The sequence below is a fragment of the Haladaptatus marinus genome (assembly GCF_051194195.1).
The window spans coordinates 176,154-202,621 of record NZ_JBLZNK010000002.1; the positions used below are offsets into that span (position 1 = coordinate 176,154).

Annotated in this window: 30 protein-coding genes; 16 read left to right on the forward strand and 14 right to left on the reverse strand. The window is 60.5% G+C overall.

Features of this window, described 5'->3' with window-relative positions; genetic code table 11:
• Positions 1-7: 7 nt before the first annotated feature.
• Positions 8-1,516, forward strand: a complete 1,509-nt coding sequence (locus ACN2TU_RS02880) for a class I adenylate-forming enzyme family protein (RefSeq protein WP_435152801.1) — start codon at positions 8-10, stop codon at positions 1,514-1,516.
• Here ACN2TU_RS02880 and ACN2TU_RS02885 read toward each other — a convergent pair.
• Positions 1,504-2,100, reverse strand: a complete 597-nt coding sequence (locus ACN2TU_RS02885) for a CHRD domain-containing protein (protein WP_435152803.1) — start codon at positions 2,098-2,100, stop codon at positions 1,504-1,506. The two genes, ACN2TU_RS02880 and ACN2TU_RS02885, sit on opposite strands and share 13 nt — an antisense overlap.
• Positions 2,101-2,208: 108 nt before the next feature.
• On the opposite strand from ACN2TU_RS02885, the gene ACN2TU_RS02890 reads away from it, so the two are divergent.
• Both ACN2TU_RS02890 and ACN2TU_RS02895 read left to right on the forward strand, forming a co-directional pair.
• A complete protein-coding gene (locus ACN2TU_RS02890) occupies positions 2,209-2,910 on the forward strand; it encodes an NRDE family protein (RefSeq protein WP_435152805.1) in 702 nt (233 codons plus the stop codon).
• A gap of 25 nt (positions 2,911-2,935) precedes the next feature.
• A complete protein-coding gene (locus tag ACN2TU_RS02895; RefSeq protein ID WP_435152807.1) occupies positions 2,936-3,286 on the forward strand; it encodes a helix-turn-helix transcriptional regulator in 351 nt (116 codons plus the stop codon).
• Between the two features lie 170 nt (positions 3,287-3,456).
• Here ACN2TU_RS02895 and gatA read toward each other — a convergent pair whose 3' ends face one another.
• Positions 3,457-4,725, reverse strand: a complete 1,269-nt coding sequence (gatA, locus tag ACN2TU_RS02900; RefSeq protein ID WP_435152809.1) for an Asp-tRNA(Asn)/Glu-tRNA(Gln) amidotransferase subunit GatA — start codon at positions 4,723-4,725, stop codon at positions 3,457-3,459.
• The gene (gene gatC, locus ACN2TU_RS02905; RefSeq protein ID WP_435152810.1) at positions 4,722-5,000 is read right to left on the reverse strand and encodes an Asp-tRNA(Asn)/Glu-tRNA(Gln) amidotransferase subunit GatC; all 279 of its coding nucleotides are present in this window, start codon (positions 4,998-5,000) and stop codon (positions 4,722-4,724) included. The genes gatA and gatC overlap by 4 nt, the downstream gene beginning before the upstream one ends.
• A gap of 282 nt (positions 5,001-5,282) precedes the next feature.
• Between gatC and ACN2TU_RS02910 the strand changes: the two genes are divergently transcribed.
• The 3 genes from ACN2TU_RS02910 (at position 5,283) to ACN2TU_RS02920 (ending at position 7,025) form a co-directional block, all read left to right on the forward strand.
• The gene (locus tag ACN2TU_RS02910) at positions 5,283-6,266 is read left to right on the forward strand and encodes a transcription initiation factor IIB (RefSeq protein ID WP_435152812.1); all 984 of its coding nucleotides are present in this window, start codon (positions 5,283-5,285) and stop codon (positions 6,264-6,266) included.
• Between the two features lie 69 nt (positions 6,267-6,335).
• Positions 6,336-6,830: an NUDIX hydrolase gene (locus ACN2TU_RS02915; protein ID WP_435152813.1), complete on the forward strand. Its 495-nt coding sequence runs from the start codon at positions 6,336-6,338 to the stop codon at positions 6,828-6,830.
• 51 nt (positions 6,831-6,881) lie between these two features.
• A complete protein-coding gene (locus ACN2TU_RS02920; RefSeq protein ID WP_435152815.1) occupies positions 6,882-7,025 on the forward strand; it encodes a hypothetical protein in 144 nt (47 codons plus the stop codon).
• 372 nt (positions 7,026-7,397) lie between these two features.
• Here the strand turns inward: ACN2TU_RS02920 and ACN2TU_RS02925 are convergent, their stop codons facing one another.
• Entirely contained in the window at positions 7,398-8,468 is a 1,071-nt protein-coding gene (locus tag ACN2TU_RS02925; RefSeq protein ID WP_435153636.1) for an asparagine synthase C-terminal domain-containing protein, read from the reverse strand.
• A complete protein-coding gene (locus ACN2TU_RS02930; protein WP_435152817.1) occupies positions 8,468-9,154 on the reverse strand; it encodes a PHP domain-containing protein in 687 nt (228 codons plus the stop codon). Before ACN2TU_RS02930 ends, ACN2TU_RS02925 begins: the two co-directional genes overlap by 1 nt.
• Before the next feature lie 5 nt (positions 9,155-9,159).
• Between ACN2TU_RS02930 and ACN2TU_RS02935 the strand changes: the two genes are divergently transcribed.
• A complete protein-coding gene (locus tag ACN2TU_RS02935) occupies positions 9,160-9,450 on the forward strand; it encodes a hypothetical protein (RefSeq protein ID WP_435152818.1) in 291 nt (96 codons plus the stop codon).
• Positions 9,451-9,804: 354 nt separating this feature from the next.
• Positions 9,805-11,925 (forward strand): phosphoribosylformylglycinamidine synthase subunit PurL, encoded by a 2,121-nt coding sequence (gene purL, locus ACN2TU_RS02940; RefSeq protein WP_435152820.1) that lies wholly within the window; start codon positions 9,805-9,807, stop codon positions 11,923-11,925.
• A 46-nt stretch (positions 11,926-11,971) separates the two neighbouring features.
• On the opposite strand, the gene ACN2TU_RS02945 is transcribed toward purL, so the two are convergent.
• Positions 11,972-12,136 carry a DUF7550 family protein gene (locus tag ACN2TU_RS02945; RefSeq protein ID WP_435152822.1) on the reverse strand — a complete coding sequence of 55 codons (165 nt, stop codon included), beginning with the start codon at positions 12,134-12,136 and terminating at the stop codon, positions 11,972-11,974.
• A gap of 743 nt (positions 12,137-12,879) precedes the next feature.
• Between ACN2TU_RS02945 and hisF the strand changes: the two genes are divergently transcribed.
• On the forward strand, positions 12,880-13,695 hold the full coding sequence (gene hisF, locus ACN2TU_RS02950) for an imidazole glycerol phosphate synthase subunit HisF (protein ID WP_435152823.1): 816 nt from the start codon (positions 12,880-12,882) through the stop codon (positions 13,693-13,695).
• A gap of 52 nt (positions 13,696-13,747) precedes the next feature.
• On the opposite strand, the gene ACN2TU_RS02955 is transcribed toward hisF, so the two are convergent.
• From ACN2TU_RS02955 to coxB, 3 genes are all read right to left on the reverse strand, one after another.
• A complete protein-coding gene (locus ACN2TU_RS02955; RefSeq protein ID WP_435152825.1) occupies positions 13,748-14,032 on the reverse strand; it encodes a DNA-directed RNA polymerase subunit L in 285 nt (94 codons plus the stop codon).
• A gap of 446 nt (positions 14,033-14,478) precedes the next feature.
• A complete protein-coding gene (locus tag ACN2TU_RS02960) occupies positions 14,479-15,342 on the reverse strand; it encodes a cytochrome c oxidase subunit 3 (protein WP_435152826.1) in 864 nt (287 codons plus the stop codon).
• 125 nt (positions 15,343-15,467) lie between these two features.
• Positions 15,468-16,262: a cytochrome c oxidase subunit II gene (coxB, locus tag ACN2TU_RS02965; RefSeq protein ID WP_435152828.1), complete on the reverse strand. Its 795-nt coding sequence runs from the start codon at positions 16,260-16,262 to the stop codon at positions 15,468-15,470.
• A 106-nt stretch (positions 16,263-16,368) separates the two neighbouring features.
• Between coxB and cyoE the strand changes: the two genes are divergently transcribed.
• The 4 genes from cyoE to ACN2TU_RS02985 are packed head-to-tail and all read left to right on the forward strand — an operon-like array spanning position 16,369 to position 20,186.
• Positions 16,369-17,748 (forward strand): heme o synthase, encoded by a 1,380-nt coding sequence (gene cyoE, locus ACN2TU_RS02970; protein ID WP_435153638.1) that lies wholly within the window; start codon positions 16,369-16,371, stop codon positions 17,746-17,748.
• On the forward strand, positions 17,745-18,407 hold the full coding sequence (locus ACN2TU_RS02975; protein WP_435152829.1) for a DUF7546 family protein: 663 nt from the start codon (positions 17,745-17,747) through the stop codon (positions 18,405-18,407). The genes cyoE and ACN2TU_RS02975 overlap by 4 nt, the downstream gene beginning before the upstream one ends.
• Before the next feature lie 43 nt (positions 18,408-18,450).
• Positions 18,451-19,389 carry an ABC transporter ATP-binding protein gene (locus ACN2TU_RS02980; RefSeq protein ID WP_435152830.1) on the forward strand — a complete coding sequence of 313 codons (939 nt, stop codon included), beginning with the start codon at positions 18,451-18,453 and terminating at the stop codon, positions 19,387-19,389.
• Positions 19,386-20,186, forward strand: a complete 801-nt coding sequence (locus tag ACN2TU_RS02985; RefSeq protein WP_435152832.1) for an ABC transporter permease — start codon at positions 19,386-19,388, stop codon at positions 20,184-20,186. Before ACN2TU_RS02980 ends, ACN2TU_RS02985 begins: the two co-directional genes overlap by 4 nt.
• 13 nt (positions 20,187-20,199) lie before the next feature.
• On the opposite strand, the gene ACN2TU_RS02990 is transcribed toward ACN2TU_RS02985, so the two are convergent.
• The 3 genes from ACN2TU_RS02990 to ACN2TU_RS03000 all read right to left on the reverse strand — a co-directional run bounded on the left by ACN2TU_RS02990 (position 20,200) and on the right by ACN2TU_RS03000 (position 21,944).
• The gene (locus ACN2TU_RS02990) at positions 20,200-20,754 is read right to left on the reverse strand and encodes a hypothetical protein (protein ID WP_435152834.1); all 555 of its coding nucleotides are present in this window, start codon (positions 20,752-20,754) and stop codon (positions 20,200-20,202) included.
• A complete protein-coding gene (locus ACN2TU_RS02995; RefSeq protein WP_435152836.1) occupies positions 20,751-21,293 on the reverse strand; it encodes a hypothetical protein in 543 nt (180 codons plus the stop codon). Before ACN2TU_RS02995 ends, ACN2TU_RS02990 begins: the two co-directional genes overlap by 4 nt.
• A 63-nt stretch (positions 21,294-21,356) precedes the next feature.
• Positions 21,357-21,944, reverse strand: coding sequence for a DUF420 domain-containing protein (locus tag ACN2TU_RS03000; protein WP_435152837.1), 588 nt, complete (start codon positions 21,942-21,944; stop codon positions 21,357-21,359).
• 500 nt (positions 21,945-22,444) lie between these two features.
• Here ACN2TU_RS03000 and ACN2TU_RS03005 point away from each other — a divergent pair, with 500 nt between their 5' ends.
• Genes ACN2TU_RS03005 through ACN2TU_RS03015 form a run of 3 tightly spaced genes read left to right on the forward strand, consistent with a single transcriptional unit; the run spans position 22,445 to position 24,853 of the window.
• The gene (locus ACN2TU_RS03005; RefSeq protein ID WP_435152839.1) at positions 22,445-22,861 is read left to right on the forward strand and encodes a cobalamin B12-binding domain-containing protein; all 417 of its coding nucleotides are present in this window, start codon (positions 22,445-22,447) and stop codon (positions 22,859-22,861) included.
• Positions 22,858-23,856 carry a methylmalonyl Co-A mutase-associated GTPase MeaB gene (gene meaB, locus ACN2TU_RS03010; RefSeq protein WP_435152840.1) on the forward strand — a complete coding sequence of 333 codons (999 nt, stop codon included), beginning with the start codon at positions 22,858-22,860 and terminating at the stop codon, positions 23,854-23,856. The genes ACN2TU_RS03005 and meaB overlap by 4 nt, the downstream gene beginning before the upstream one ends.
• A gap of 58 nt (positions 23,857-23,914) precedes the next feature.
• Complete coding sequence (locus ACN2TU_RS03015; protein ID WP_435152841.1) at positions 23,915-24,853, forward strand: alpha/beta fold hydrolase; 939 nt, start codon at positions 23,915-23,917, stop codon at positions 24,851-24,853.
• On the opposite strand, the gene ACN2TU_RS03020 is transcribed toward ACN2TU_RS03015, so the two are convergent.
• Together ACN2TU_RS03020 and ACN2TU_RS03025 are read right to left on the reverse strand one after the other, a co-directional pair.
• The gene (locus ACN2TU_RS03020) at positions 24,830-25,201 is read right to left on the reverse strand and encodes a Zn-ribbon domain-containing OB-fold protein (protein ID WP_435152843.1); all 372 of its coding nucleotides are present in this window, start codon (positions 25,199-25,201) and stop codon (positions 24,830-24,832) included. The two genes, ACN2TU_RS03015 and ACN2TU_RS03020, sit on opposite strands and share 24 nt — an antisense overlap.
• On the reverse strand, positions 25,198-26,364 hold the full coding sequence (locus tag ACN2TU_RS03025) for a thiolase domain-containing protein (protein ID WP_435152844.1): 1,167 nt from the start codon (positions 26,362-26,364) through the stop codon (positions 25,198-25,200). The genes ACN2TU_RS03020 and ACN2TU_RS03025 overlap by 4 nt, the downstream gene beginning before the upstream one ends.
• Between the last annotated feature and the right edge of the window lie 104 nt (positions 26,365-26,468).

Sequence of the window (26,468 nt, forward strand, 5' to 3'; positions counted from 1 at the left end):
GATGGCGATGAACGGAACCACGAACGATTGGCTCGCACACCGAAGCGCAGTGTCGCCGGGTGCGACTGCACTCATAGAAGCCGAAGACGGGACGGAATGGACGTACGCCGACCTCGATTCGGCAGTCGAGCGAACCGCAGGAAGGCTCGCCGGACTTGGCCTCCGTGAGGGAGACCATCTCGGCGTCTTGATGGAGACGCGGATGGAGTCCGTTCGGCTCGTCCACGCTGCGATGCGACTCGGTTGTGTGCTCGTTCCCCTGAACGTCCGTCTCGCTGTGCCCGAACTTCGCCGACAAGTCGGTGTGACCGACTTGTCGGCACTCGTCTGCGAGGCCAATACCGAAGCGACGGCGCGCGAAATTGCCGTGGACGTTCCGGTCGTGTCGGTCGATGCATCGATCGACACGACGCTCGGCGAGTGCGAACGAGCCGAGTTCGACCCCAACGCGTGGACGCGCGACGACCCGCAAATCATGTTGTTCACGTCGGGGACGACGGGGAATCCGAAAGCTGTCGTCCTCACGATGGGGAACCTATTGGCGAGTGCAACCGCCTCCGCGTTTCGGCTGGGCGTCCTCCCGGACGACCGCTGGCATCTCTGCCTCTCGACATACCATATGGGTGGACTCGCTCCCCTGCTGCGTTCGACGCTGTACGGAACGACCGTCGTCCTCGAATCGGGGAGCGGATTCGACCCGGAGGAGACGCTCGAAACCGTTCGAGCGTACGACGCGACCGGTATCTCGCTCGTTCCGACGATGCTCCGCCGCATGCTGGATGCAGAAAAATCGGACGACGGATCTCGTCTCGACTCCCTTCGATTCGTCCTCCTCGGCGGTGCACCTGCCCGCGACGAGCTCATCGAGGAGTGTGAAAACCGGGCCGTTCCGGTCTGCCCAACGTACGGGATGACCGAAACCGCATCACAAATCGCCACCGCTCGTCCCACGGAAGCGTTCGAACACCGTGGAACGGTCGGTCGGCCGCTCATGTTCACCGAACTCACCGTGGTGGACGGTGATGGAAATCCGGTCGAATCGGGCGAATCGGGTGAGCTCGTCGTCGCCGGGCCGACCGTCATGGCGGGTTACTACGACAATCGCAAGGCGACTGCGGATGCATTCGGCGAATACGGCCTGCACACGGGCGACGTGGGCTACCGCGACGAAGGGGATCGAATCTGGGTGCTGAACCGACGTTCCGACCGCATCGTCACCGGTGGCGAGAACGTCCATCCCGGCGAAGTCGTGGAGGTTCTGCGTGACCATCCTGGGATTCGAGACGCCGCCGTCGTTGGCGTCGAGGACGAAGAGTGGGGCGAACAAATCGGAGCACTGGTCGTCCCCGTGGCCGACGAGACGATGACTCTCGAATCGATTCGCGCGTTCTGCGACGGTCGCCTCGCCGGGTACAAACAGCCACGACTCCTCGATGTCACGGCGGAACTGCCGCGAACCGCGTCAGGGACTGTCGACCGCGACGCAGTCCGTGAGCGACTCCGCTACGATTCCTGAATCTGCAGGCTGGACGACCTACTGACGTTGAGCCCGTTACTCGCGTTTATCTGTATGTTTTGCCGGAAACGAACGCGCGCATCCGAGGTCGGCGACAGTTGTCCTCGGATTTCTCCTTCGGGATTTGACTCGGTATGAACGTTGACGTAGGCGTTGCCGTTTTCGATAGCCGTTACGAGTGCGTCGAGAGGTTCCCCTTCGAGCGGCCCGACGAAGTCTTCTGCCGTGAACTGACCCGACGAGAGGACACCGTCGAATCGACCAGCTATCAACTGCTGGTTCATCCGCTTCGGATCGGGATACAACCATACGACGACCGGACCATTCTCCCCCTCTCCGCCGCGATGGATGTGCGCCTGTGTGACGTTCTGGATTTCGGTCACGAGGACGACGAATCGCATCCGTTCCCCTTCTTGAACGACCATGGCAGTTCCCTGCGCATCGGTCTCGACGGCTGGTGATTGCTGTTGGCCGGACAGTCGTCCGGCGCTGAATGCTACTCCGTCTTCCGATTGTGCACTGACGACGCCGCTTCCAACGCTCAGTGCGACCCCAGTCTTGAGCATATCGCGTCTGTTGAACATCTCTCTCCCCCTACCCATGGTCAACTGGCTGTCGTATATACGACGGGGCCGCGCGATACGCAACTCCCCCGACGAACGCTTTTATCCATTCACAGGCTACGTTTAATTGTGTGTACACTTATCGTCGCGTGGCGGGTGTTCGACGGAACACCGATCGTCGCCGCCGCGAACCGGGACGAAGCGTTGGGGCGTCCGTCGGTCTCTCCCGGAGTGCTCGACCATGACCCGACCGTCATTGCCCCGCAGGATGAGGAAGCGGGAGGAACGTGGATAGGATACAACGAGTATGGCCTGTTCGTCGGCGTGACGAACAGACGGGCCGAAATCGACGGCGAACGCTCCCGTGGACTGCTGGTTCGGGACGCGCTGGCTCACGAATCGCAGGCCGACGCATTCCAGTTTGTCCACGACGAACTCGCGAAGCGACAGTTCGCCGGATTCAATCTGTTACTCGCGGATTCGAGCGAAGCGACCGTGTTGGAATGGGACGGCGTTCTCGAAACGACGCATCTCGACCGGGGTATCCACGTCGTCGTGAACGAGGGGATGAACGCCCATGCCCCGAAATCGAAGCGGATTCGGGATGCGGTACATCCCGAGCCCGGAGCGGACGTTTCGGTCGCCGAGTGGCGCAAACAGGTAAAATCCGTGCTCCGGAATCACGATATCGGGGCGTGTGTCCACGGGAATGGCTACGGAACTCGCTCGTCATCCGTCATCACCATTGATGACGAGGGTGCTGGCATCTACGAGTTCGCCGATGGTTCCCCTTGCGAGACGGCGTACCGGAACGTGGAAGGTCACCTTTAAACGCCCGCCCGTCCCTGTATGGAACATGAGCACGGCCACGTCCGAGGAAGAACTCACCGAGGACGAGTTCGCAGGACTCGAACTCGTCCGCGAAACGGGCGGCATCCACCAGAGCGATTTCTGGAAGCAGCTCGACGTTTCGTCCCGCAAGGGGAGCCGCATCATCGAATCGCTGGTCGCGAAGGGACTCGTCCAGCGAGAAAAGACCGTCTACGACGGGCACAACACCTACTTCGTCACGCCCGCCGCGAAAGACCTCGACTTTTCGCTGCTAATGGCGGGCGACATGCTCTCGCCGTTCATCGGCGAGGAGGAAATCGATCCCGAAAGCGACGCCTTCTCGCAGTGGATTATGAACCTCGCCTACGAGGAGTAAGGTGGGTTTAAGGAGTTTTGCGAGTGGAAGGAATGAAAATAACGACTAGTTTCAATTTTGATTCGCTTCACCAATTTATTCACCAATTTTTGGTGAGTATACCTAAATGAAGAGGTATATCCAGGAATCGCAGCTATCTATGAAATTGAAAAATCGCCTTCGTCCCGCGATTACTCTAACGCGCTTCCGGTTCGAATCACTTGCTTCTCGCCGAACTTCGGGCCGATGAACTGCACGCCGACGGGGAGACCGTCGGTTTCGCCCGCAGGAACCGAAATCGCGGGGAGGTTGGCGAGATTTACGGGGACGGTGTTCGCGTCCGCGAGGTACATCTGGAGCGGGTCGTCCAGACTCTCGCCGAGTTCGAACGGCGGTACCGGCATGGTCGGACTGGCCAGCACGTCCACGTCCTCGAACGCGGAATCGAAGTCCTGTTTCACCCACGCGCGGGCGTCTTGGGCTTTCTTGTAGTATTTATCGTGGTAGCCCGCCGAAAGGGCGTAGGTTCCGAGCAGGATACGACGTTTTACCTCGTCGCCGAAGGCTTCCTCGCGAGCGTCCGAGAACACTTCATTCCAGTTGCCGTCGTAGCCGCCGGAGTGGCCGTAGCGTACGCCGTCGTAGCGCGCGAGGTTCGAGGAGGCTTCCGACATGGCGATGACGTAGTAGGCTTCGACCGCGTGTTTGACCGACGGGAGCGACACTTCGTGGACAGTCGCGCCCTGTGATTCGAGGTCGTCCATGGCGTCCCAGAACTGCTCGACGACGCCCTCCTCAGCGCCTTCGACGAGTTCCGTTGGGACACCGATGTCGAGTCCGTCAACGTCGCCGTCGGCGGCGTTCGCGTAGTCGCTGTTATTACCCTCGTCCCGCGTCGTCGCGTCGTGCTCGTCCGCTCCGGCGACGACGTCCAACAGTTCGGCCGCCTCTTCGACCGTCGGTGCAATCGGGCCGATTTGTTCCAAACTGTTGGCGTACGCCACGAGTCCGTAGCGCGAGACGAGTCCGTAGGTCGGTTTGATACCGACGACGCCGCAGAACGCGGCGGGGCAGCGAATCGAGCCACCGGTGTCGGTTCCGAGCGCGAGATCCGCTTCGCCCGCCGCTACTGCCGCGGCACTGCCACCGGACGACCCGCCCGGAACGCGGCCCTCCGCGACCGGGTTTTCCGTCGCGCCGAAGGCGGAGGTTTCGGTGGTCGTTCCCATCCCGAATTCGTCCATGTTGGCCTTGCCGACGATGGTCGCACCGGCACCTTTCAGTTTCGTCACGACGGTTGCGTCGTACGGTGGGACGTACTCTTCGAGCATGGCAGACCCGCAGGTCGTTCGGACGCCTTCGGTGCTAATGTTGTCCTTGACGGCGACCGATTTTCCGGTGAGTGGGCCATCTCCTTCGCCCTCGATGGTTTCCTCGGTGATGAAAATATCTCCACTCATGAGACGTTCGGCCCCTTGAAATAGCCATCTTCGGACTCCGGTGCGTTCGACAGCGCGTCTTCCTGTTCGAGGCTGTCTCGAACTTCGTCTTCACGCATGACGTTCACGAGGTCGGTGTCGCGTTCGACTTCCGGAACCTCGTCTAACGTCTCGAAGTACCCCAGAATATCCGCGAACTGTCCGGCGAACTGCTCGGCCTCCTCGTCGGAAATAGCCACACGAGCCAGCCGTGCGACGTGCCGAACCTCGTCAGGCCCGGGAGACGTATCGCTCATATATCGATGAACCCGCGGACGAGCGGTAAGGGTTTCGATACACTATCTCTCCCGGTTTGTCGATGAACCAATCTACGGACTCCGACAGTGACGAGTGTGCGAAACCAACAGGGGAGCTTCGATTTATAGACATTATTCCTTCATAGCTCAAAACAGATAATTGTTCTAAAAATCATCCGAATGTATTGTTCAAAAATGCCACTAGAGTTAAGTTGCTGTGTATCCTATGCAATATGTCTATCGATCCTTCGACCCTCTGCCTTTCTTCGACAGCACGCGCCCATGACTGATACACGTACTCGACCGACCGACGAAACGGAGACCAGTGGCGAGCGAACGGAATCCGACGAACGACAGTCCGACGAGCAGGAGCGCTGTCCTGAATGCGGGGGGCAGTTAGTGACCGATGAAGAGCGTGGTGAGCGGGTCTGTGACGACTGCGGTCTCGTCGTCGAAGAGAACGCCGTCGATCGCGGCCCTGAGTGGCGGGCGTTCGACGCAAGCGAACGCGAACAAAAATCCCGCGTTGGTGCGCCGACGACGACGATGATGCACGACAGGGGACTTTCGACCAACATCGACTGGCGCGACCGAGATGCCTACGGCAACTCGCTCGGGTCGCGCCAGCGCGAGAAGATGCAGCGCCTGCGCAAGTGGAACGAACGCTTCCGAACGCGCGACAGCAAGGAGCGCAACCTCAAACAGGCGCTCGGCGAAATCGACCGGATGGCGAGCGCCCTCGGTCTGCCGGATTCGGTTCGCGAGATGGCGAGCGTCATCTACCGCAGAGCGCTCGACGAGAACCTGCTTCCGGGACGTTCTATCGAGGGCGTCGCGACCGGTTCCTTGTACGCCGCGGCCAGACAGGCCAGAACGCCGCGCAGTTTGGACGAACTGACCGCCGTCTCGCGCGTCGAAAAGGACGAAATCGCCCGAACCTACCGCTACGTCGCCCGCGAACTCGGACTCGAAATCGAGCCCGCCGACCCGAAAAGCTACGTCCCGCGGTTCGCCTCGGAACTCGACCTTTCGGACGAGACCGAGCGCAGAGCGCGGTCGCTGCTCGATACGGCGACCGAACAGGGAATTCACAGCGGCAAGAGTCCGGTCGGGCTGGCCGCGGCCGCAGTGTACGCCGCCGCCCTCCTGACCAACGAAAAGGTGACACAGAACGAAGTCAGCGAAGTTGCGAACATCAGCGAAGTCACGATTCGAAATCGGTATCACGAACTGCTCGATGCGGAGGAAGGAACGATAACGCCCTGAACCTCCGATCGAATCCGCCTCTCGTCGCCGACCGAAACCGTGAACCCCCGTCGCAAACCCTCCTTTTGCATGGAGACGACGCGACATTTCACCGCGACGAGCTACGTCGTCCACGAGGGTGAGTGCCTGCTCCACGAGCACGACCGACTCGACATGTGGCTCCCGCCAGGTGGTCACGTAGACCGCGACGAACTCCCACGCGAGGCTGCCCTGCGGGAGGTGCGCGAGGAGACGGGACTGGACGTGACGCTTCTCGAACCGGAAACGAGCGTTACCGCCGATTTCGGCAAGGAACTTCCGCCCGCGGAACACACCATGCTCTACGATATCGACAGTTTCGAGGGGGAGGTCGCCCACCAGCATATCGATTTCGTCTACTATGCCGCGGCGACGAATCGGAATCTCTCGCCGAGCGAGGAGGAAATCGGAGTGGACGGCTGGGAATGGTTTTCCTCCGAGGAACTGCTGAGCCATAATGGTCTCTCCGCGGAAGTCGTAACGCTCGGAACCGAGGCGATCGAACGAGTCGGACGGCGAAACGAAAACACGAAACAGCGCGACTGAGCCGGGTTTAGGAGGCGTATAATAAGGTCTATCCGGTGGATTCAGCAGGTCATGAGCATCATCGACCGACTGTTCGGCAGTGACGAAGACCCTCGACCGACCTACGTCTGTACCGGTTGCGGAAAGGCGTTCGACGACGAGCGAAGACAGTGTCCCGACTGCGGAAGCGATAGAATCGTCACACCACAGTATTGATAAGAAAATTATATATTGGTTATCAATAACTGACTTGTTTTCGTGTCTCATCCATATGCAACTCTCTATTTCCCGCTCAAACACCGTTTACGACGTCTCGGGCCGTGTATAATAATGGTACTGCTGGGGGTCAGACAGATCTGAAATGATATTTGTCAACTTATTGGGGTTGAAACGTATCCGTGCAAACCCGGCACGGTTCGAATGCAAAACGTGTGGGACACGAAACGAACTCAACCGGCAGGCGTGTGCCGAGTGCGGTGGCTACTGTATCGGCTATCACGAATCGTGGTTGCAGAGTAAACTCGACGAGCGAACGCCACGGCAGCAAACCTACTGAGTCCGCTTCCTGCAGTTCGACGGTCAGCCGCGCTATTCGAGTCGAGAACGGACGTATTTCGTCACGTGGTCGTCCATCCGCCGTTTGTATCCTGCCTGTCGCGCGAGTCGGTCGAGTTCGCGCGCTACGAGACTGCCGTACTGCACCGCTTTCTTGTCCCGAGTCGCTACCTCGTCGGGGACGAACGACCGGGCAGACTCCCTGAACGCCCACTTACGCACGCCGTCGTCGGAGACCAACATGTTACCCGGAAGTCGGAGCGAAGTCCGAACGACACGGTCGGAAAGTAGTGGTGCGACGGGTCCGACACCTGCAGCTCGAAGGGTGCACACATCTCGCGTCAACTGCTCGGGGAGTGTTCGAATCGTTTCGTGTGCCGCCCCGCGAACCGTTTCAGCTTCGACACGGTGGTCTGCTCGGGCGACTTTCTCGTACCCACCGAACAGTTCGTCGGCACCCTGTCCGACCGCGAGTCGGTCGTAGCCGTCATGGGATGCTCGTTCGGCGGTCAAATAGAGCGGCAGCGCGATTTGCACGTCCATCGCGTTCGTTCGGTCGATTGCACGAGCCACCTCGGGAACGGCGTGTTCGATATCCTCGTGTGTGAGTTCGACCACCTGTACCTCACGGTTCATCCGTTCTGCCGCAGTCTTCGCGGCTTCCACGTCGTGGCTGTCGGGGAACCCGGTCACGTACAGCGGACAGTCGAAGGCGCTAGCGACGACTGCAGAATCGACACCGCCCGAAAATGCGACGGCGAGGGAGTCCGATGAAATCTCGTCGAGACTCGCCCGAACCGCCGCGTTGACTGCGGAGATGGCTTCGTCCTCGTCTTCGAAGGTCGGCGGATCCGGAAGCTCCCAGAGTCGTTCGTCCCCCTCTTGCGTGCGAGCGAAGCCCGCTGGAACCGGATTCGGGTCATCCAAATCGCGTGGGTCGAAACGCCAGATGGACGGGTCGTCGTTCTCGGAAAAGAGCGGGTAACGGCCCAGAACGTCCCGGACGAGTCTTCCATCGAGTTCCCCCGCAAATCCTCGTGTTCCGGGCAGCGGGTCGTTGTCGTCGATTGCACGGCGGACGAAGTCGGAATCTGCGCCCTGCATCATCCGAAGTACTGTGCGACCCGGCTGACGACTCGGCGTTTCGCGCCGCCCGCCGCCTGTCGAAAGCTGATTCGCCACGGGGTTCGCTTGCCCTGCACGTTCGTTCGGCCATCGACGATTGCGCCCAAAATCGCCCTGCTGTCGCGGGTGTTCACGTCGATTTGTGTTACGGCTTGGCCGACCATTTCGCTGATGTGAGCGTCGCTTCCTGCCGTCATCGGGACGTCGTATTCGCGGGCAAACGACTTCGCACGGCGGTTGCCGCGCCCGGTTAGCAGGCGCGAGTTGTACACCTCGATGGCGTCCGCCTGCGCAAGTTCCTTTCGGGTGACGTTTGGAGCGACGCCACTCCGTGATTTCTGGAAGGGGTGGGGAACGATTGCGACGCCGCCCTGTTCTCGGATGCGGTCGAGTGTTTCACCGAACGGCAGTCCCGGTGGTACACGCTCTTCGATACCTAATCCGAGGACGTGGCCGGCACGAGAGGTGATTTCCATGCCGGGGATCCCCACCAACCCATATTCGGGGGCGAGTTCTGCGGCTTTGAGGCTGGCATCGATTTCGTCGTGATCCGTGACGGCGAGAGCGTCGAGTCCGACGGCTTTCGCCTGCTCCAGGAGCAGTTCTACCGGGTCACGACCGTCGTGAGAGAGCGCGGAATGACAATGCAACTCGACCGAAAGCACGGCCGATGGTTGGGAGGGGGGCGGCAAAAGCGACTCGGTACGCATTCGGGCGAACTCGGTATTCGTTGTACCGACGATTGTTCTCGAAATCGATGGACGAAAATCGATTGGTGTACTTAGAGCGGTTCACGCCATTCCCGCGTGAGCCAACTGTAGGCGTCGCGTGGACGACCCTTGGCCAGCAAAGCCAGTCCAACGAAGACGACAACGAACGGCGTGAGGCTGAACGTAACTGTTTTGAGGACGATTTATTCGAAGGGAGTGTGATGGAGGCTCATGGTTCTTTTGTTGGGTAGGGGGCGTCAGGTATGTGAGTGGCCGGAGTTCGGTAAATGCTTTCTGGAACTATTCCTCATTATGACTGTATTGTCTACTGAATGGAACATATATCGTTTGGAACTGAACACGGATCACAATCGCAAAGTCTCGGGAAAATCAGTTGGCCAAATATACTTGTAATAACGTGTTCCTGATGCATGCGCCGGTATCTTTTTAACACTGTAACCACCCACCGATCACTAATCGAAACGACTGCTCAGTCGCGACGGCCGTGCTTTTCTGCCGAGTCGCCCCGTCGAGTACATTGGCCGAAAACTCATGTTCGTGCATATGGAAAGGCATTAATCCGCCCTGTCTGTACAGAACAGTGAATGAGTCTCTCCGAGTCCGACCGCAAACTCGTCGTCGCCGAACTCGACCGCGACCCGACTCCGGCCGAGGAAACGCTGTTCGAGAACCTCTGGAGCGAACACTGTGCGTACCGGTCATCGCGCCCACTCTTGTCGGCGTTCGATTCCGAAAGCGAGGATGTCATTATCGGCCCCGGCGATGACGCCGCCGTCGTCGCGCTAAATGAGAATACCTACATCACGATGGGAATCGAGAGCCACAACCACCCGTCCTACGTCGACCCCTACGACGGCGCGGCGACGGGTGTCGGCGGTATCGTCCGCGACACGCTCTCGATGGGTGCCTATCCCATCGCACTCGCGGACAGCCTCTACTTCGGTGGATTCGACCGCGAACACTCTCGTTACCTGTTGGAGGGAGTCGTGGAGGGTATCGCGGACTACGGCAATTCCATCGGGGTGCCGACCGTGACGGGAAGCACGCAGTTCCACCCCGACTACGAGGGCAACCCGCTGGTCAACGTGGCCTGCGTCGGCCTGCTTTCGGCTGACCGACTCGTCACGGCGAACGCACAGCAACCGGGCAACAAACTCGTTCTCGTCGGGAACGCAACCGGGCGAGACGGACTCGGCGGCGCGAGTTTCGCCAGCGAAGACCTCTCGGAGGACGCCGAAACCGAAGACCGCCCCGCAGTGCAGGTCGGTGACCCGTACACCGAGAAACTGCTCATAGAGGCCAACGAGGAACTCGTAGACGGCGACCTCGTGGAGTCGGCCCGCGACCTCGGCGCGGCCGGACTCGGCGGTGCATCCAGCGAATTGGTCGCCAAAGGCGGCCTCGGTGCGGATATCGAACTCGACCGAGTTCACCAGCGCGAACCGAACATGAACGCGCTCGAAATTCTGCTCGCCGAATCCCAAGAGCGCATGTGTTACGAGGTTCGCCCCGAAATCGTCGATAGGGTGGCCGACATCGCCGAGAAGTACGACCTCGGCTGTTCGATCATCGGCGACGTAACCGACGGTAACTACGTCTGCACGTTCGAGGGCGAAACCGTCGTAGACGTGTCGGCCGAGTTCATCGGCGAGGGCGCGCCGATGAACGACTTGCCAGCGGAGGAACCGACGCAACCCGAAACCGACCTCCCCGATTTCGACCTCGATGCGGCATTCGAGACGGTCGTCGGGTCACCGAACTGCGCGAGCAAACGCTGGGTTTATCGCCAGTATGACCACGAAGTCCAGACCCGGACCGCGACACCACCGGGCGACGACTCGGCAGTCATGGCGATTCGGCGGGCCGAACTCGGACTTGCGTTCTCCTCCGGCGCGAACCCCCACTGGACGACCGTCGCGCCCTACGACGGTGCCTGTGCGGTCGCGCTGGAAAACGCGACGAATCTGGCGGCGAAAGGCGCGACGCCGCTGGCCGCGGTGGACTGCCTGAACGGTGGCAATCCCGAAAAGCCGGACGTGTACGGCGGCTTCAAGGGAATCGTGGACGGCCTCGCGGATATGTGTAGTGAACTCGACGTACCGGTTGTGGGCGGGAACGTTTCGCTGTACAACGACTCGCCGAGCGGCCCGATTCCGCCGACCCCGACGCTGGCGATGACGGGAACGACCGCGGACTACGACGCCCCGCCAACGGAACTCTCTGGAGAGGGAACCCTGCTTCTCGTTGGCGAACTGTCCGGCGCGCTCGGCGGGTCGGAGTACCTCGCACAGATGGGTGGCAGCGACCGATTCCCGGCACTGCCCGAGAACCCATCGGACATCGTTTCCGCGCTTTCTGAAGTTGCCACGCAGGACGGAACGCTTGCAGTTCACGACGTGAGCGACGGTGGTCTCGCGGTGACGCTGGCCGAGATGGTTTCCGACGATGCGGGTGCGTCGGTGTCGGTTTCGGGCGACGGTTCCATTGTGGAATCCTTGTTCAGCGAACTGCCGGGCCGCGCAGTCATCGAGACGACGACACCTGAAGCAGTGAGTGGGGTTTTCGAGGGTGTCGCATCGGTCACCGAACTCGGAATCGCGGACGGGTCGGGCGCACTGGAAATCGAGGCTGGCGACGAAACAGTCCGCTGGTCGGCGGAAGACATCGCGGAACTGCGGGACGTACTCGTTCGAGAACTGGACTAAGCGGTCGCTCTCGTCGATATTTTTTGGAAAGACGAAAAAGCGCGCTCTACGGGCTGAACAGCAGGAATGGAACGCCAAAGACGATTGCCAGTCCGATAACCGTGACGAGCAGTCCGGTCGTCACTTGGCTCATGGTGAACTTCTGCATCGGGGACGTTACACGCTCCAGTCCGTTCGAATGCTGTACCGAATCCGTGTCTTGGCCGGTCATGTGGCGACATCGGTTTGCGCGGTACTTCGGTGTATCGGTGTTCAGATGCAAGTCGTGAAGCTGAAAAAGCCACGGTGGCGCGCGCTGACGAGAGTTTGAGGACGCGGTCGTCCGAGAAGTCGAGTAAAAGCGTGCGAGAGGTGACTGAGGAACAAAGTGACGAAGGAATCGGTTGGGGAGGCGTGTGGCTTTGACGGGTGCGGAGGCGGTTATTTGTTGTCGTGATTTGCTTCAACACAATCGAACCAAACGGGAGTGAGCAAATCACGACAATAAACGAAGCCCTCAGTTGTCGCTCCCGTTGGTCGCTCCTCCTTCGCCCTTCATCCGCCAAGGAACGGCTTCCGCAGTCTCCCCACTCCTCCCCGCCAACCGCGGGACTGCACTCGCGCCTCACTGACGTTCGGCGCTCGTGTGAACGCGCTGGCGCAACCATGCCGTTGAGTAATCAATCGACGTGACGCGCTCTAACGAACCGAGCCGCGCGAGCGAAGAAATCGGCTGGGGAGAGTGTGACAGTCGCGGTTTCGGTCATGTGGTGTCGTGATTTGTAACCGACATGCTACTCTCCATTATCGTGACTTGCTACCGACAAACCACTCTCGTTCGGGCTGCATACTACTTGCAAATATCGAGTGATTAGTTAGGGAATACCCTCATCTCGATTCTCCACACTCCCTCGCCCAATTCCTGCCCGTAACCCGATTCCTTTTGACGCCAGACTCCCAACCATCTCCCACTCAATGACGCTCACGAAGCGAATCATCCCGTGCATCGACGTGGATTTGGACGACGACGGGAACCCCGCAGTGTACACCGGAGTAAACTTCGAGGATTTGCAGTACACCGGCGACCCCGTGGAGATGGCCCGCCAATACAACGAGGCGGGCGCGGACGAGTTCGTGTTTCTGGACATCACCGCCAGCGCGGACGGTCGGGAAACCATGCTCGATGTGGTTTCGAACGTCGCCGACGAGGTGTTCATTCCGCTGACCGTCGGCGGCGGCATCCGAACGCGCGAGGATATCAAGGAAACCCTTCGTGCGGGCGCGGACAAGGTCTCCATCAACACCGCCGCGCTGGAGCGCCCGGAACTGGTGACGGAGGGTGCCACGGCGTTCGGCAGTCAGTGCATCGTCATCAGCGTGGACGCCCGCAGGCGGTTCGATGAACAAGGAGAACAGTACGAGCAAGTCGATGGCGAATCCTGCTGGTTCGAGTGCACCGTCAAAGGTGGCAGGGAGGGAACCGACATCGACGTGGTCGAGTGGGCGAAGAAAGCGCAGTCGCGCGGCGCTGGCGAACTGTTCGTTAACTCCATCGACGCGGACGGGACGAAGGACGGCTACGACGTACCGCTGACGAGGGCGGTCTGCGATTCGGTTTCGACGCCTGTCATCGCCTCCTCCGGTTGTGGTGGGCCGGAAGACGCCTACGAGGTGTTCACCGAGGCGAACGCGGATGCGGCGCTGGCGGCCTCCATCTTCCACTTCGGCGAATACTCGATTCAGGAAGTCAAGGAGTATCTCGCCGAGCGCGACGTACCGGTTCGGTTGTAGTTTGAAAGACGCTGTTGCTCGGGTGTCGAACTGAAAGCAGAGGATAAACCGATTATGCCGCAGACGTGAACGCATCGCGGAATGCGTTCGCTTTGTCTTTAACGTTCTGTGCGCCGGACTCCAGTGCGTCGAGGGGGTCGATACCGTCCTCGGTTTTCAGCGAGAGGATCGGGTCGGTCTGGCCACCGGACTGTTCGGGATTCAGGTCGTAGGTAGCCGCCGCGACGCCCTCGGTTTCGAGGAGCGCACCCTTGAGCACGTTCATGAACGTGTGGTCTTCGCCCCCGATTTCTATCTGGAGTTCGGTGTCGCTCTTCTCGATAACCCGCAGTTCCATGGGCGTTCCTTCTTTGTTGTCGCGTTTCAATCTTGCGAAGCACGGGTTTCGGCGAGGGAGGTATTTATCATGATTTGGAGTTCGTCGTCGAATTCGTCGGCTTTCGGTCAGTGTCTCCAAGTGCGCTACTGAAATAGGAATCACGACACCACATGACCGCCACCCCATGCGGACGAGTGCGCCAGCGGTCGGTGCACTCGTCCGCGCTCGCAGGTCGTCCCTCCCACTCGAAATCGAGGCAGAACGCTTGCCTCGTACTCCCCTGACCTCCCCGGGCCCTCGGACGGTTCGCGCGGGTGGCGCGAACCGTCCTCGTCGCGCGTCCTGTTACCTGTTCACCCGTCGTCAGAAATCAGTTGTTCAGTATCGTGCAACCGCTGGTCAGAAATTCAAAACTGCAGACACTCGTCAGTCTACAATCGAAGCGAAACGGAAAAAGTCGCCGTTTAGAGTTGGACTTCCGCGCCGACGTACAGCACGACGACGAGGAAAATCCAGACGACGTCCACGAAGTGCCAGTACATCGACACCGTCGTCACCGAGAGGTGACGCTCGGCGGAGTACTGTCCGTAGAGCGCGCGCATGAAGACGATACCAATGAGCACCGCACCCATGGTAACGTGCAGTCCGTGAAGACCGGTCAGGCCGAAGAACGCGCTGTTGAACACGCCGCCCGTGAAGGTGAAGTGGTGGTGAACGATGAACTCGTAGTACTCGTACACCTGCCCGCCGATGAAGATGGCTCCGAGGAGGAGCGTCGCGGCGAGTCCCGCGAGGAAGCGACTCCGGTTGTTCTTCCGAAGTTCGACGTGCGCCCAGTGGAGCGTGATACTGCTCGCTACCAGCAGGGCCGTGTTGATGACTACGAGGGAGCCGAGCAGTTCCGGCAGTTCGTCACCCGCCGGGGGCCACGTTCCCACGCGGATGAAGAAGAAATACACGAACCCTGCGCTGAAGGTTGCGATTTCGGAACCGAGGAACGCTATCATCCCCCAGCGAAGTGCATTGACGCCCGCTTCTCGCGTATCCCTACTCCAGAAATGCTTGACGAACGCGTGATACACCCAGCCGTACAGTCCCGCGAGGAAAACCGCGGTGCTCCCGATGAATACTGCCGGGCCGATGGTCGGGCCGACGAGGTTGGTTCCTCCGTGTCCGAGGACGAACAGTGCGGCACCGATGTAAAACCCTGCCCCACCGACCGCGGTGATGAAGGGCCACCACGACGCCTCGCCGAAGCCTTTCGGCCAGTCCTCGACGGCCGGGAGGTGATGGCCGTGCTCCTCTGTCGAATCGTCCGTTACCGTCATACTGAGAGGGTTACGGGCCGACTACTAAAAATGCACCCAAAACCCTTCGCTGGTGTTCCCGAACGTTTCGGATAACGGATAGTAGCGCTATCGCTACGTGACGAGGGTTAAAAAGGAAAAACGAGTTATGCCGACGCGGTCGTCGTAGTGCTGTTCCCGCTGGAACTGTTGTTCCCGCCGGAACTGCTGTTGTTACCGCTTCCCTGTTGGCCCTGTTTCTGCTCCTGGAGCCATTGCTGATATTCGCTCTGGGAGACGACTTCGACCTTGCTCAGCATGTTCGAGTGGCCGACACCACAGTACTCAGCGCAGTAGACCTGATAGGTGCCTTCCTCCGTCGGTTTCGTCTTGATGACGTTGTGCTGATCCGGGATGGCGTCCTGTTTCAGACCGAGTTGTGGGGCATGGAAGGCGTGAAGCCAGTCCTTAGAGGTGATATTGAGATACACCGGGCGGTCTTTCGGAATGACGAGCGTGCTCGCACCCGTGACGTTCTCCTGTGGGTAGTTGTACGACCAGATGTATTTCTGGGCGACGACTTCGACTTCGACCGCGTTTCCTTCGATCTGTTTCGCGTCGTCCGGCGTCGTGGTGACGTACTCGTTCGCCATCACGCCGTAGGAGGCGTAGCCGACGAACAGAAGGACGATTGCGGTCGCGACCGTCCACGTGATTTCGAGCCGTCGGTTCTCCTTCGTCGGGAGCGGGTTCTCGTTGTTGCGGAACTTCCACACGGTGTAGATGAGGATTCCCTCGACGAGCACCGTGATCGGAATCGCCGCATACAGCAACTGAGTGTTCAGTGTTCGGATGAGTCTCTCGGTCGTCGAACTGTAGCCCTGTGCCAGCACGGGGTCTACAGCGACCGAAAGAAGCGCCGCGCCGAGCACCGAGACGAACGCTATCCGCTTTGAATCCATATGCATTAGGCTTAGGAAACAGCCCATAAATATGTGCTGTCTTTGTCGTCGTGGGAAGTCGGATGGTCTAAGTACGCGGGGCCGTAACCGTCGGACAACGGTGGCATTGCAGGGTCTCTCTTCACGTCGGTTCGAACGCGCGCTGACAGCGACTGCTGTCGGCGTCTATCTGCTCGTCGTCGTCGGGGCGACAACGTCGCTCACCGACGCCGCGACCGCCTGCCCGACGTGGCCCGCCTGCAACGGCCGCTGGGTCGTCCCCTTGGACGACCCAAAACTCGCAATCGCGTGGGGACACCGCGTCGTCGCGCTCGTCGTCGGCGTGCTTCTGCTCGCCACGACGTTGTTCGCGTGGCTCCGCGACTCGCGCAAACGCGTTCAACTCTCACTCGCCGTCGCCGCAGTGCTGTATCCGGTACAGGTCGGTCTCGGCGCGCTGGCGGCTACGACACCGATAACGACAGTTCTCACTGCCACTCACCTCGTCATCGGAATGGGTATCTTCACCGGTATCGTCCTCGCGCTCGCGTGGACGCTCGAACCGGAGACGAAGGACGGTCCGGTCGAGATGGGTATCGAACAGAAACCCGTGGACGTTTCGCCCGATGCACAAGCGCTTTCGGGCATCAAAGCGACCGCCTACGCCTACTTCCGACTGATGAAGCCACGGCTGATGTGGCTCCTGTGTCTCGTCGCCTCGGCAGGCATGGCGCTCGCGGCGGGACCGAATCTCGAAATCGAAACCGTCGTCGCGACACTCACGGGTGGTGTCCTCTCCATCGGCGCGAGCGGGACGTTCAATCACATCCTCGAACGCGACGTTGATAAACGGATGAACCGCACCGCAGACCGTCCCGCTGCAACGTCCCAAATCCCGATTCGAAACGCGGTGGCGTTCGGCGTCCTGCTGTCGCTCGCTTCGCTCGTCGTCTTCCTCTCAGTGAACCTCCTCGTCGCCGTGTTCGGCCTGACGGCTATCGTATTCTACAGCGTCGTCTATACACTCCTGTTGAAACCCAACACGGTGCAGAACACGGTTATCGGTGGACTCGCGGGGTCGCTCCCGGCGCTCATCGGTTGGGCCGCCGTGACGAACGATGTCGGTCTTCCGGCGCTGGTGCTTGCAGGCGTCATCTTCCTCTGGACGCCAGCACACTTCTACAACCTTGCGCTGGCGTACAAGGACGATTACGCACGCGGGGGCTTCCCCATGATGCCTGTCGTCCGCGGGGAGGCTGAAACTCGAAAACACATCCTGCTGTGGTTGGGCGCAACCCTGCTCGCGGCGGGCGGTCTCGCGACCGTGACGACGCTGAGTTGGCTGTACGCGGCCACGACGGTCGTTTTCGGTGCCGTTTTCCTGCTGGCGGTCGTACAGCTACACAACGACCGCGACGAACAGGCGGCCTTCCGTGCGTTCCACGCCTCGAACGCCTACCTCGGGTCGCTCCTCGTCGCAATCGTCGCCGACGCACTCGTCCTATGAGCACGCAGTTCGCGCGATTCCGACCAAGTGGCGAAACGTTGTTGTGGGGAGCGGCAGTGCTGAACGCCGAACTGTTCTTGCTCTTATTGTATTTCACCACGTCGAACTATACGACGGGTGAGATTCGGTACCTCCTCTATCCGTTCATCTGGATAAACGTCGCCCTGTTCGCGGTCTGGAAGACGAACCCAATCGCGCGAAACGACCGCGACCGACTCGTCGGTATCGTCGTCGCGATCATGTACTTCCTCATCCTCGCCTACGTCGGTGGCCTGTTCGGTCCGGGTCACTCGATGCCGGGGATGCCATCGGGTGTGTTTCGAATTTCGTGGCTTCCGCCGGGCTGGGGACCAGCACTCCTCTATCACGGCGACTTGCTTCGTCTGTCGATCCTTCCGTTCAAACTGATTGGGTATCTCGCCCTCGCATATCTCGTCTATGCCACCGTGTTGGATGCGGCGGGGTCGGCGATTTCGGGCATCCTCGGCCTGTTCTCGTGCGTGAGTTGCACGTGGCCCGTCGTCGCCTCCCTCGTCACGGGTATCACCGGGGCAGGGTCTGGACTCGCGACGATGGTCGCATCGGGTTCCTACGATATTTCGACCGCCGTGTTCGTCGTTACTGTCGCCCTGCTGTACTGGCGTCCAACGATTCGGTGAACGAATCGAACTCCTTACCTGCGAACGAGCGTAACCTCCGCATATGACCGACACACTCGTCGCCGAGAACCTTCGAAAGCGATACGGCGACACCGTCGCGTTGGACGGCGTCTCGCTCTCGGTCGGTGCAGGCGAAGTGTTCGCGCTCATCGGGCCGAACGGCGCGGGAAAAACAACCCTCATTCGGTCGCTGACGGGAACGACCACACCCGACGAGGGTCGCGTGTCCGTCCTCGGTGGGTCGCCCGCCGTCGCCGACAAGTCACGGGTTGGCTTGCTTCCGCAGTCGTTCGACCCACCGGCACGACTCTCCGCGCGGGAACTCGTCCGCTACTACGCCGGTCTGTACGACGAGTCACGCGACCCGGACGACGCGCTCGACGACGTCGGACTCGCGGATACCGGCGACACCTGGTACGAGAACCTTTCCGGCGGCCAGCAGCGCCGCGCCTGCGTCGCGGCCACGCTCGTCAACGACCCGGACGTGCTCTTTCTGGACGAACCGACGACGGGTATCGACCCCGCCGGACGGCGCGCGCTCTGGTCGCTGGTCGAAGATCTCGCCGCGGGTGGAACGACAGTTTTCCTGACGACTCACTACATGGCCGAAGCCGAACGCCTCGCAGACCGCGTCGGGCTGCTGGCCGACGGCGAACTCGTCGCCGTCGGCACTCCTGACGCACTTATCGCAGACCACGGCGGCGAAAGTCGACTCGTGGTCGAAACCGACGCGCGGCGAACCGCTATCGAAACGCGGTTCACGATAGAGGAGACCGATTCAGGGTTGGTGTTCGACGGGGTTACGCCCGCCGATATCGGCGATGTCGTCGCCGAGCTGAACGACCGCGGTATCGAATACGAGGCACTGACGTGGACGGAACCCGACTTGGAGGACGTGTATCTCCGACTGACGGGTGCGTCGCTCGGCCCCGAAGTAACTCGAAAGGCGGGACAGCCAGCGATTGCGGGAGGCGACCAATGACCTCGATCGGACGGGTACGTTCGGAAGCGGGGGCGGCGTGGCGGTCGTTCCTCCGACGGCGCACTGCCGTTTTCTTCACGTTCTTCTTCCCGGTCATCCTCATCCTCATCTTCGCGGTGCTGGTAAAGACGAACCCGGGAGATGGCGGGACGGGCGGCGGCCTCTTCGCCGAACCGCCAGCGTACTATCTGCCGGGGTATCTCGCTGTCGTCGTGCTGTTCACTCCCCTCTCGCGCGTCGGCAGTTCGGTGTCTCGCCACCGCGAGTCGAACCGATACGAGAAGTTGGCGACCACGCCGCTCACCCGCGCGGAATGGTTGCTGGCGCACACGCTCGTCAACGTCGTCATCATCGGCTTAGCGGGTATCATCATCCTCGCGCTGATGGCGCTTGTGACGAACGCGGGCATCTCGGTCGCCGTGTTGCCGCTGGTCGCCATCTTCATCGCGCTCGGAGTGGCACTGTTCTGCGGCGTTGGGGCACTTCTGGGAAGTTTCGCGGGGTCACAGGACGGCGTCATCGCGGCGAGCAACGCGATTGCCCTTCCGCTCCTGTTCCTCTCGAACACGTTCGTCACGCCGAACCTCCTGCCGGAGTGGTTCAGGCCGGTGATGAACCTCTCGCCGCTAACCTACTTCGCCCGCGGTGTTCGGGATTTGACCTACGATGCTCCTTCGATAGCGGTGGTCGGTATGTCAAGTCCGCTGAACGGGTGGGAACTCAATCTGGTCGTGCTCGCGGTGCTGTCGGTAGCGTTTTTCGCCGCCGGGGCACGTGCGATTCCGCAGACGGATTAGCTCGGTAGGGGTTTCAATTCATCTCCGTTTCCAATTCCTGGTCGATTTCGGCGCGGAGATTCGCTTTTTCGGTTCCGAGTTCGCCGATTCGAATCCCTTTCCAGCGGAGCAGTTCGATTGCTTGCTCCGCGTCGGATTCGGTCGGAAACTCGATTTCCGTGGTCTCGACGTCCTCGAGCTCGCCATGGACGACTTCGAGTTTCTTCGGGTCGCTTTTGTGCTCGGCTTTCCGGATGGTTCTGAGCGGAATCGAGATACCACTTCGAAACCGTTTGTTCACAAATCGCAATCCGCCAGCTATGAAATGGACGAGAACGCCGGAAAGGAGAAACCCCACGGAGACCAGTCCGCCGGAGAACCCGAGCCAGTCATTGAGAATCTGTCCGAACGTTATCGTCGCGAAGAGATTCGAGAAGAGAAACCATCCCTTCTGCAGCCTATCTTTCCCCTTCCAATTGTCGAGATACTGGGATCGGATGATGCCCCGGGGTGTCGTCCGAACGCGAAGCTCGCCGCTCTGGATGCTGAGCGTCCCACTCTGTGTCGGCACCCCATCACGGCTCGTCATCTCTCACGTTCCATCCTTGTCCTGCTGTTCGCCGTCGATAGCGACTCGTCTGTGTCCGACCCCGAAACACGGACACCCGTGTATCGAAGCTGTTCGACCGCTTTTTCGACGTTCGATGCTGAGAGGAACTCGATTTCCGTTTCTCCGGTTGTCTCCGATGTAGTGTGCGTCACGCGGAGGGTCTGTTCGTCGGAGCTCCGCTGTACATCCGAAATGGTGCGAACCGGAATTCGCACGTTTCGGCCCTGTAAGTCTCTCAAAAAGCCCAGTGTCATGAACGCGAATCCACCCCAAAGGAGCACGAACGGGATCAGCTCGTCCGGGACACCACCCTGTGTCGTTCGAAGCAGTCGCTCCACACTCCATCCAGTTCCGACGATTGAAAAAAGAAACAGTCCGCGTCGGAGGACACTCGCCTGTTGCCATTTCTGGCGGTGCAACCCCTTGAGAACGCTCGCAGGAGTCGTCCGAACCCGTAAGTAACAGTCGCGTACCGAAAGCATTCCCCGTTCGGTTCGAACGCTCCACTCGTTCTGCATCAGAAAAAAAACGACGCCGTCTAGGGGTTTAAAATTGCTGAAAAATCGAGAAAAAGTGCCGCGTCACGCCGGGATTTCCCAGTGGTAGATGTGATTTAACATCACGTAAGTGACGACGCCGAGGACGAGCGAGACGATCCACGCCGAGGCCGCGATTCGCCCGACTTTGGGGTGGGCCGTCTGCTTCAGTTCGGCGGGGGTATGGGTGAGACCGAGGACAAGGGCGAACAACACGACCGGCACCGACACCACCGAGAGGACAATGTGCACCGCGAGCATGATGAGGTAGGCGTAGTACGGAAATCCATCCACGAGGATGTGTTTCTCGCCGCCCGCCCCGCCGACTTTCGTCAGATAGAGGACGAGGAAGACGATGATGAGACCGAACGAGGTCAGCATCGCGGCGCGGTGTTTTTTGACGTCCCCCTTACGAATCCAGTACCAACCGAGAACGAGCGAAACCGTCGCCACGCTGTTGACGACTGCGATGGCATCCGAGAGCAGATTCACCGTACCGATGCTGATGTCCGGGTAAATCGGAATGACACCGGCAAATGTGCCGAGGACGAGCACGTACCCGACTGCCGAAAGCACTGCTGTCACCTTTACCGGACTCTCCCGCGCGCGCTGTCGTGCGTCCGCCGTGGCCATGCGTCGTGATTAGGATTGGTGGGGTAAGGTGCCTTCGCTTCTACGTCGAGCGGGTTTTCGTCGGTGGAATGGTGGTGCTGGAGTGTTGGCAGTGACTGTTGAATTGGTGGTAATGGATACTGCAACAGACCTGCAGTTAGCAACTGCCGACAACAAATAACCGCCACCGCACCGCGACAGCCACACCCGCCCCAACCGATTTCCTCACTCGCTTCGCTCGTTTCAGTCATCCACTGTCGGAGGCAATCCCCGACGAGCCATTCGCTCGCGTTCGCTCACGAAGACCTCGCACGCTGTCAGCACAGGCCTTCGGAGGTGAAATCCTCAGGCCTGTACCAGCGCGCGCCACTTTCGTTTTTCAAATTCGAGCCATGACTATTTGTTCACCCTGCACGAAATCTGTGTATCATCCAGCCATTCAACCCGACTTGCGCTTAAACAATTTCGGTTTCTCATGCATTTCCGTTAAAGTGAAACCCGAACGCGGGGAAGGGTGGTGTATGAGCGCAGATCAGGAATCGCAGTCGGTTCGCTGTCTCGTCGCAAAGGTCGGCCTCGACGGTCACGACCGCGGCGCACACGTCATCGCCCGCGCCTTCCGCGACGCCGGGTTCGAAGTTATCTACTCGGGACTTCACAACGCCCCTGACGAAATCGTACAGGCCGCCGTCCAAGAGGACGTGAACGTCCTCGGAATCTCGATTCTCTCGGGCGCACACGACACGCTCGTCCCGAAAATCATCGACGGCCTCAAAGAGTACGACGCCTTTGGTGACACCCTCATCCTCGTCGGCGGTGTCGTCCCCGACGACGACAAAGAAGAACTCAAAGAACTCGGCGTCGCGGAGGTGTTCGGTCCGGGCACGCCGATGGAAGAGACTATTCAGTTCGTCCGCGAAAACGCGCCCGAACGATGAGCGCGAAGCACGCCGACCTGTTGGACGACCTCCTCGACGGCAAACACCGCGCACTCGCCCGCGTCATCACGAAGATCGAAAACCGCGATCCGGGCTACCGTGACCTCGTCTCGGCGCTCCACGGCCACACCGGGAGTGCCGACGTTATCGGCATCACCGGCAGTCCAGGGGCAGGGAAATCGACCCTCGTGGACAAGGTGGCGAACTACTACCGTGACCGGGGCGAGACGGTGGGCGTCATCGCAATCGACCCATCCTCGCCCTTTACCGGCGGGGCCGTCCTCGGCGACCGGATTCGCATGGCCAGCAACGTCGGCGACATGGACGTCTTTTTCCGGTCGATGAGCGCCCGCGGCAGTCTCGGCGGTCTCTCGACCGCGACGACGGATGCGGTAAAAGCCCTCGACGCCTTCGGCAAGGACAAAATTATCGTGGAGACGGTCGGTGCCGGGCAAAACGAAATCGATATCGTGAAAACCGCGGACACGGTCGCGGTGCTGGTGCCGCCCGAAAGCGGGGATAACGTCCAGATGCTCAAGGCGGGCATCCTCGAAATCGCCGACGTGTTCGTCGTGAACAAGGCAGACCTCCCTGGTGCAGACCGCGCGGTGTCCGACCTCAAGGAGATGATTCACATGCGCGGACACGAACCGACGCCCGAATTCGCGGACGACGTCGAGGGGTACAACTGGACGCCAGACGTCATCGAGACGATTGCGAAGGAAGGAGACGGTGTCGCGGAGTTCGTGGAGTTGCTCGACGAACACCACGAACTGCTCGAACAAACCGGGATGCTCGAAGCGAAGGCTCGAACGCGCTACGCCGAAGAAATCCGAGCGCTCCTGCGCGAGGATGCCAACCGACTCATCGCCGAGGAAATCGAGGCACAGGGCGGCATCGCCGAACTGGTCGAAGCCGTCCACGAACGGGAGACCGACCCCTACACCGTCGCAGCCGACGTAATCACACCCATCGAAAACTGTCTCCACGACTGACCGAACACGACCGAAATCCGGCACAACGGATAAACCAATCCGGCTCGCTTTTCTACGTATGAACCTCCGACGACTCGCCACAGCGACGGCAGGCGGAATCGGACTGGCCGCGCTCGTTAACAATACGCTTTCCCAGCGTGCAGAACCCCTCGACTCACCGCTGGACGGCTACCAGGGAACTTACCGGTGGAAGGGGTTCGACATCGCCTACACCGAGGCGGGCGACCCGGACAACCCCGACGTGCTTCTCCTTCACGGACTGCACGCCGCCGGCACGAACAAGGAGTTCGAGCGGATCTTCCAGCAACTCGCGACCCAGTACCACGTTATTGCGCCCGACTTGCCCGGATTCGGTCGTTCCTCGCGTCCACCGGTCGACTACTCGGCAACGCTTTACACCTCGTTCGTCACGGATTTCGCTGAAGACATGACGGACGATGCAATCTGTCTGGCGTCGTCGCTGTCGGGTGCTTATGCTACAGTCGTTCAAAACGAGACGGACGCGTTCTCACGGCTGGAACTCATCTGCCCGACCGCCGATACCGGGCCGCGACGGGGATGGCTTCGCGCGCTTTTGCGCTCGCCGCTCGTCGGCACTGCGCTGTTCAACGCCCTCGCCAGCAAACGTTCGATTCGCCGGTTCAACGAGCGCGACGGCTACTTCAGCGAAGCGTCGTACACCGAGAAGGACGTAGAATTCGAATGGCAAACCGCCCACCAACCCGGCGCGCGGTTCGCACCTGCATCGTTCGTTTCGGGGTATCTGAACCCGGATATCGACCTCGGTGACGAACTCGCACAGGTGGACGTGCCAGTTACGCTGGTCTGGGGTCGGGACGCAAAAGTCACGCCCCTCGAAGACGGGCAGACACTCGCGGACGAAGGCGATACCCGCCTCATCGTCTTCGATGAAGCGCGACTCCTCCCACACGTCGAACATCCCGGTCCGTTCTTGGACGTGCTGTTCGACGAACTAGCGCCGCTCGAACCGCAGTAGTCGGTCGCCGGTCGTTTCCGATTCGCTGATTTTTACCGAAACTTCGGTGCCGACCTCCACGTCGTCGTCAGCCACGCCTGTCAGTCGAACCTGGCCGAAATCGACGACCGCGGTGGTGTACGGTGCATCCTCCGCGAACGATGGTGCCGGAACGTGAACGACGGTGTACGTTTCGACGGTTCCGATCTCGGGAAGCACCGTCGCTTCGAGGTCTGTTTCGCCACATTCCGGACAGATTCGACGCGGGGGAAGCGACCCGTGGCCGTTTGCACATTCGAGGAAGTACGCCTCGCCCTCGGCAATCGCGTCGAGCCATTCGTCGTAGCCCGCGTTCTCGTGGTTGCTCATTCTTGGACCTCCAGAACGTGGACAGTCGCACTCGCGACCGTGCCACCCGCGTTGTGGGTCACGCCGGTTTTCGCGTCCGGCACGGCATCGCTGTTCGGGTGGTCTCCGCGTAGGATTCGCGTCATCTCGACCAGTTGGCTCGTGCCGGTGGCACCGACAGGGTGACCCTTCGCCTTCAGGCCGCCAGAGAGGTTGACTGGACGCTCGCCATCGCGGGTCGTTTCGCCGCGGCGGGCCGCACCGATTCCTTCACCGGGCGCGTAGAAGTCGAGCGCTTCGAGCGCGAGGACTTCCGCGATGGTGAAACAGTCGTGGACTTCCGCCACGTCCACGTCACCCGCGTCTATGCCTGCCTCGGCGTAGGCCTCTTCTGCGGCCTCCTCCGCGGCGGGCGAGCGCGCGAGATAGTCGCGGCCCTGAAGCGCCATTCGGTCGCCGCCCTGTCCGGTTCCCGTGATGGAAACCGGCGCATCGAGGCCATGTTCCTCGGCGTACTCGTCGCTGATGAGGACGACTGCGGACGCCCCGTCTGTAATCGGACAGGCGTCGAACAGGCCGAGCGGCTCCGCAATCATCGGCGCGTCGAGTGCCTGCTCGACGCTGATTTCGTTCTGGAACTGGGCGTGTTCGTTCGGCAGGGCGTGCTCGTGGTTTTTGACCGCGATATGGGCCAAATCCTCACGGGAACCACCGTACTGCTCGAAGTAGGCGCGCGCCATCAGCGCGTAGGCACCGGGGAACGTCATTCCAGCCCGAACCTCGTAGAGGTCGTCCGCCGCGATGGCGAGGGCTTCCGTCGTCCCCGCCGTTCCGAGGTTGTTCATTCGCTCCGCGCCACCAACGAGCAGGGCGTCGGCCTCGCCGTTTCGAACGTCTTTGACCGCCTGCCGAATCGCGACCCCGCTGGATGCACACGCGCTTTCGTAGCGCGTGGCGGGTGCGCGAACCCCTGCGGCCTCGGCCATCAGCGGCCCCTGGTGGCCCTGATGCTCGGCCAGTTCGCCCATGAAATTACCGTAGTAGAGTGCTTCGATGTCGTCGTGGGAGACGCCGCTGTCCGCGAACGCGTGTTCGCTCGCTTCGGCGAAGAGGTCTCTGCCCGTTCGCTCGGGATGATTCCCGAAGTGGGTTAACCCGACTCCCGCAATCCGAACGCCTGTCATGACTGAACCTACGACCGGCGCGGTTAAGAAAGCCACTCCTTTCGATTTCAAGGCGAAATTCGCTGGGTTTCGTCCGGTATCTCTCGCATATGACTGACCGAATG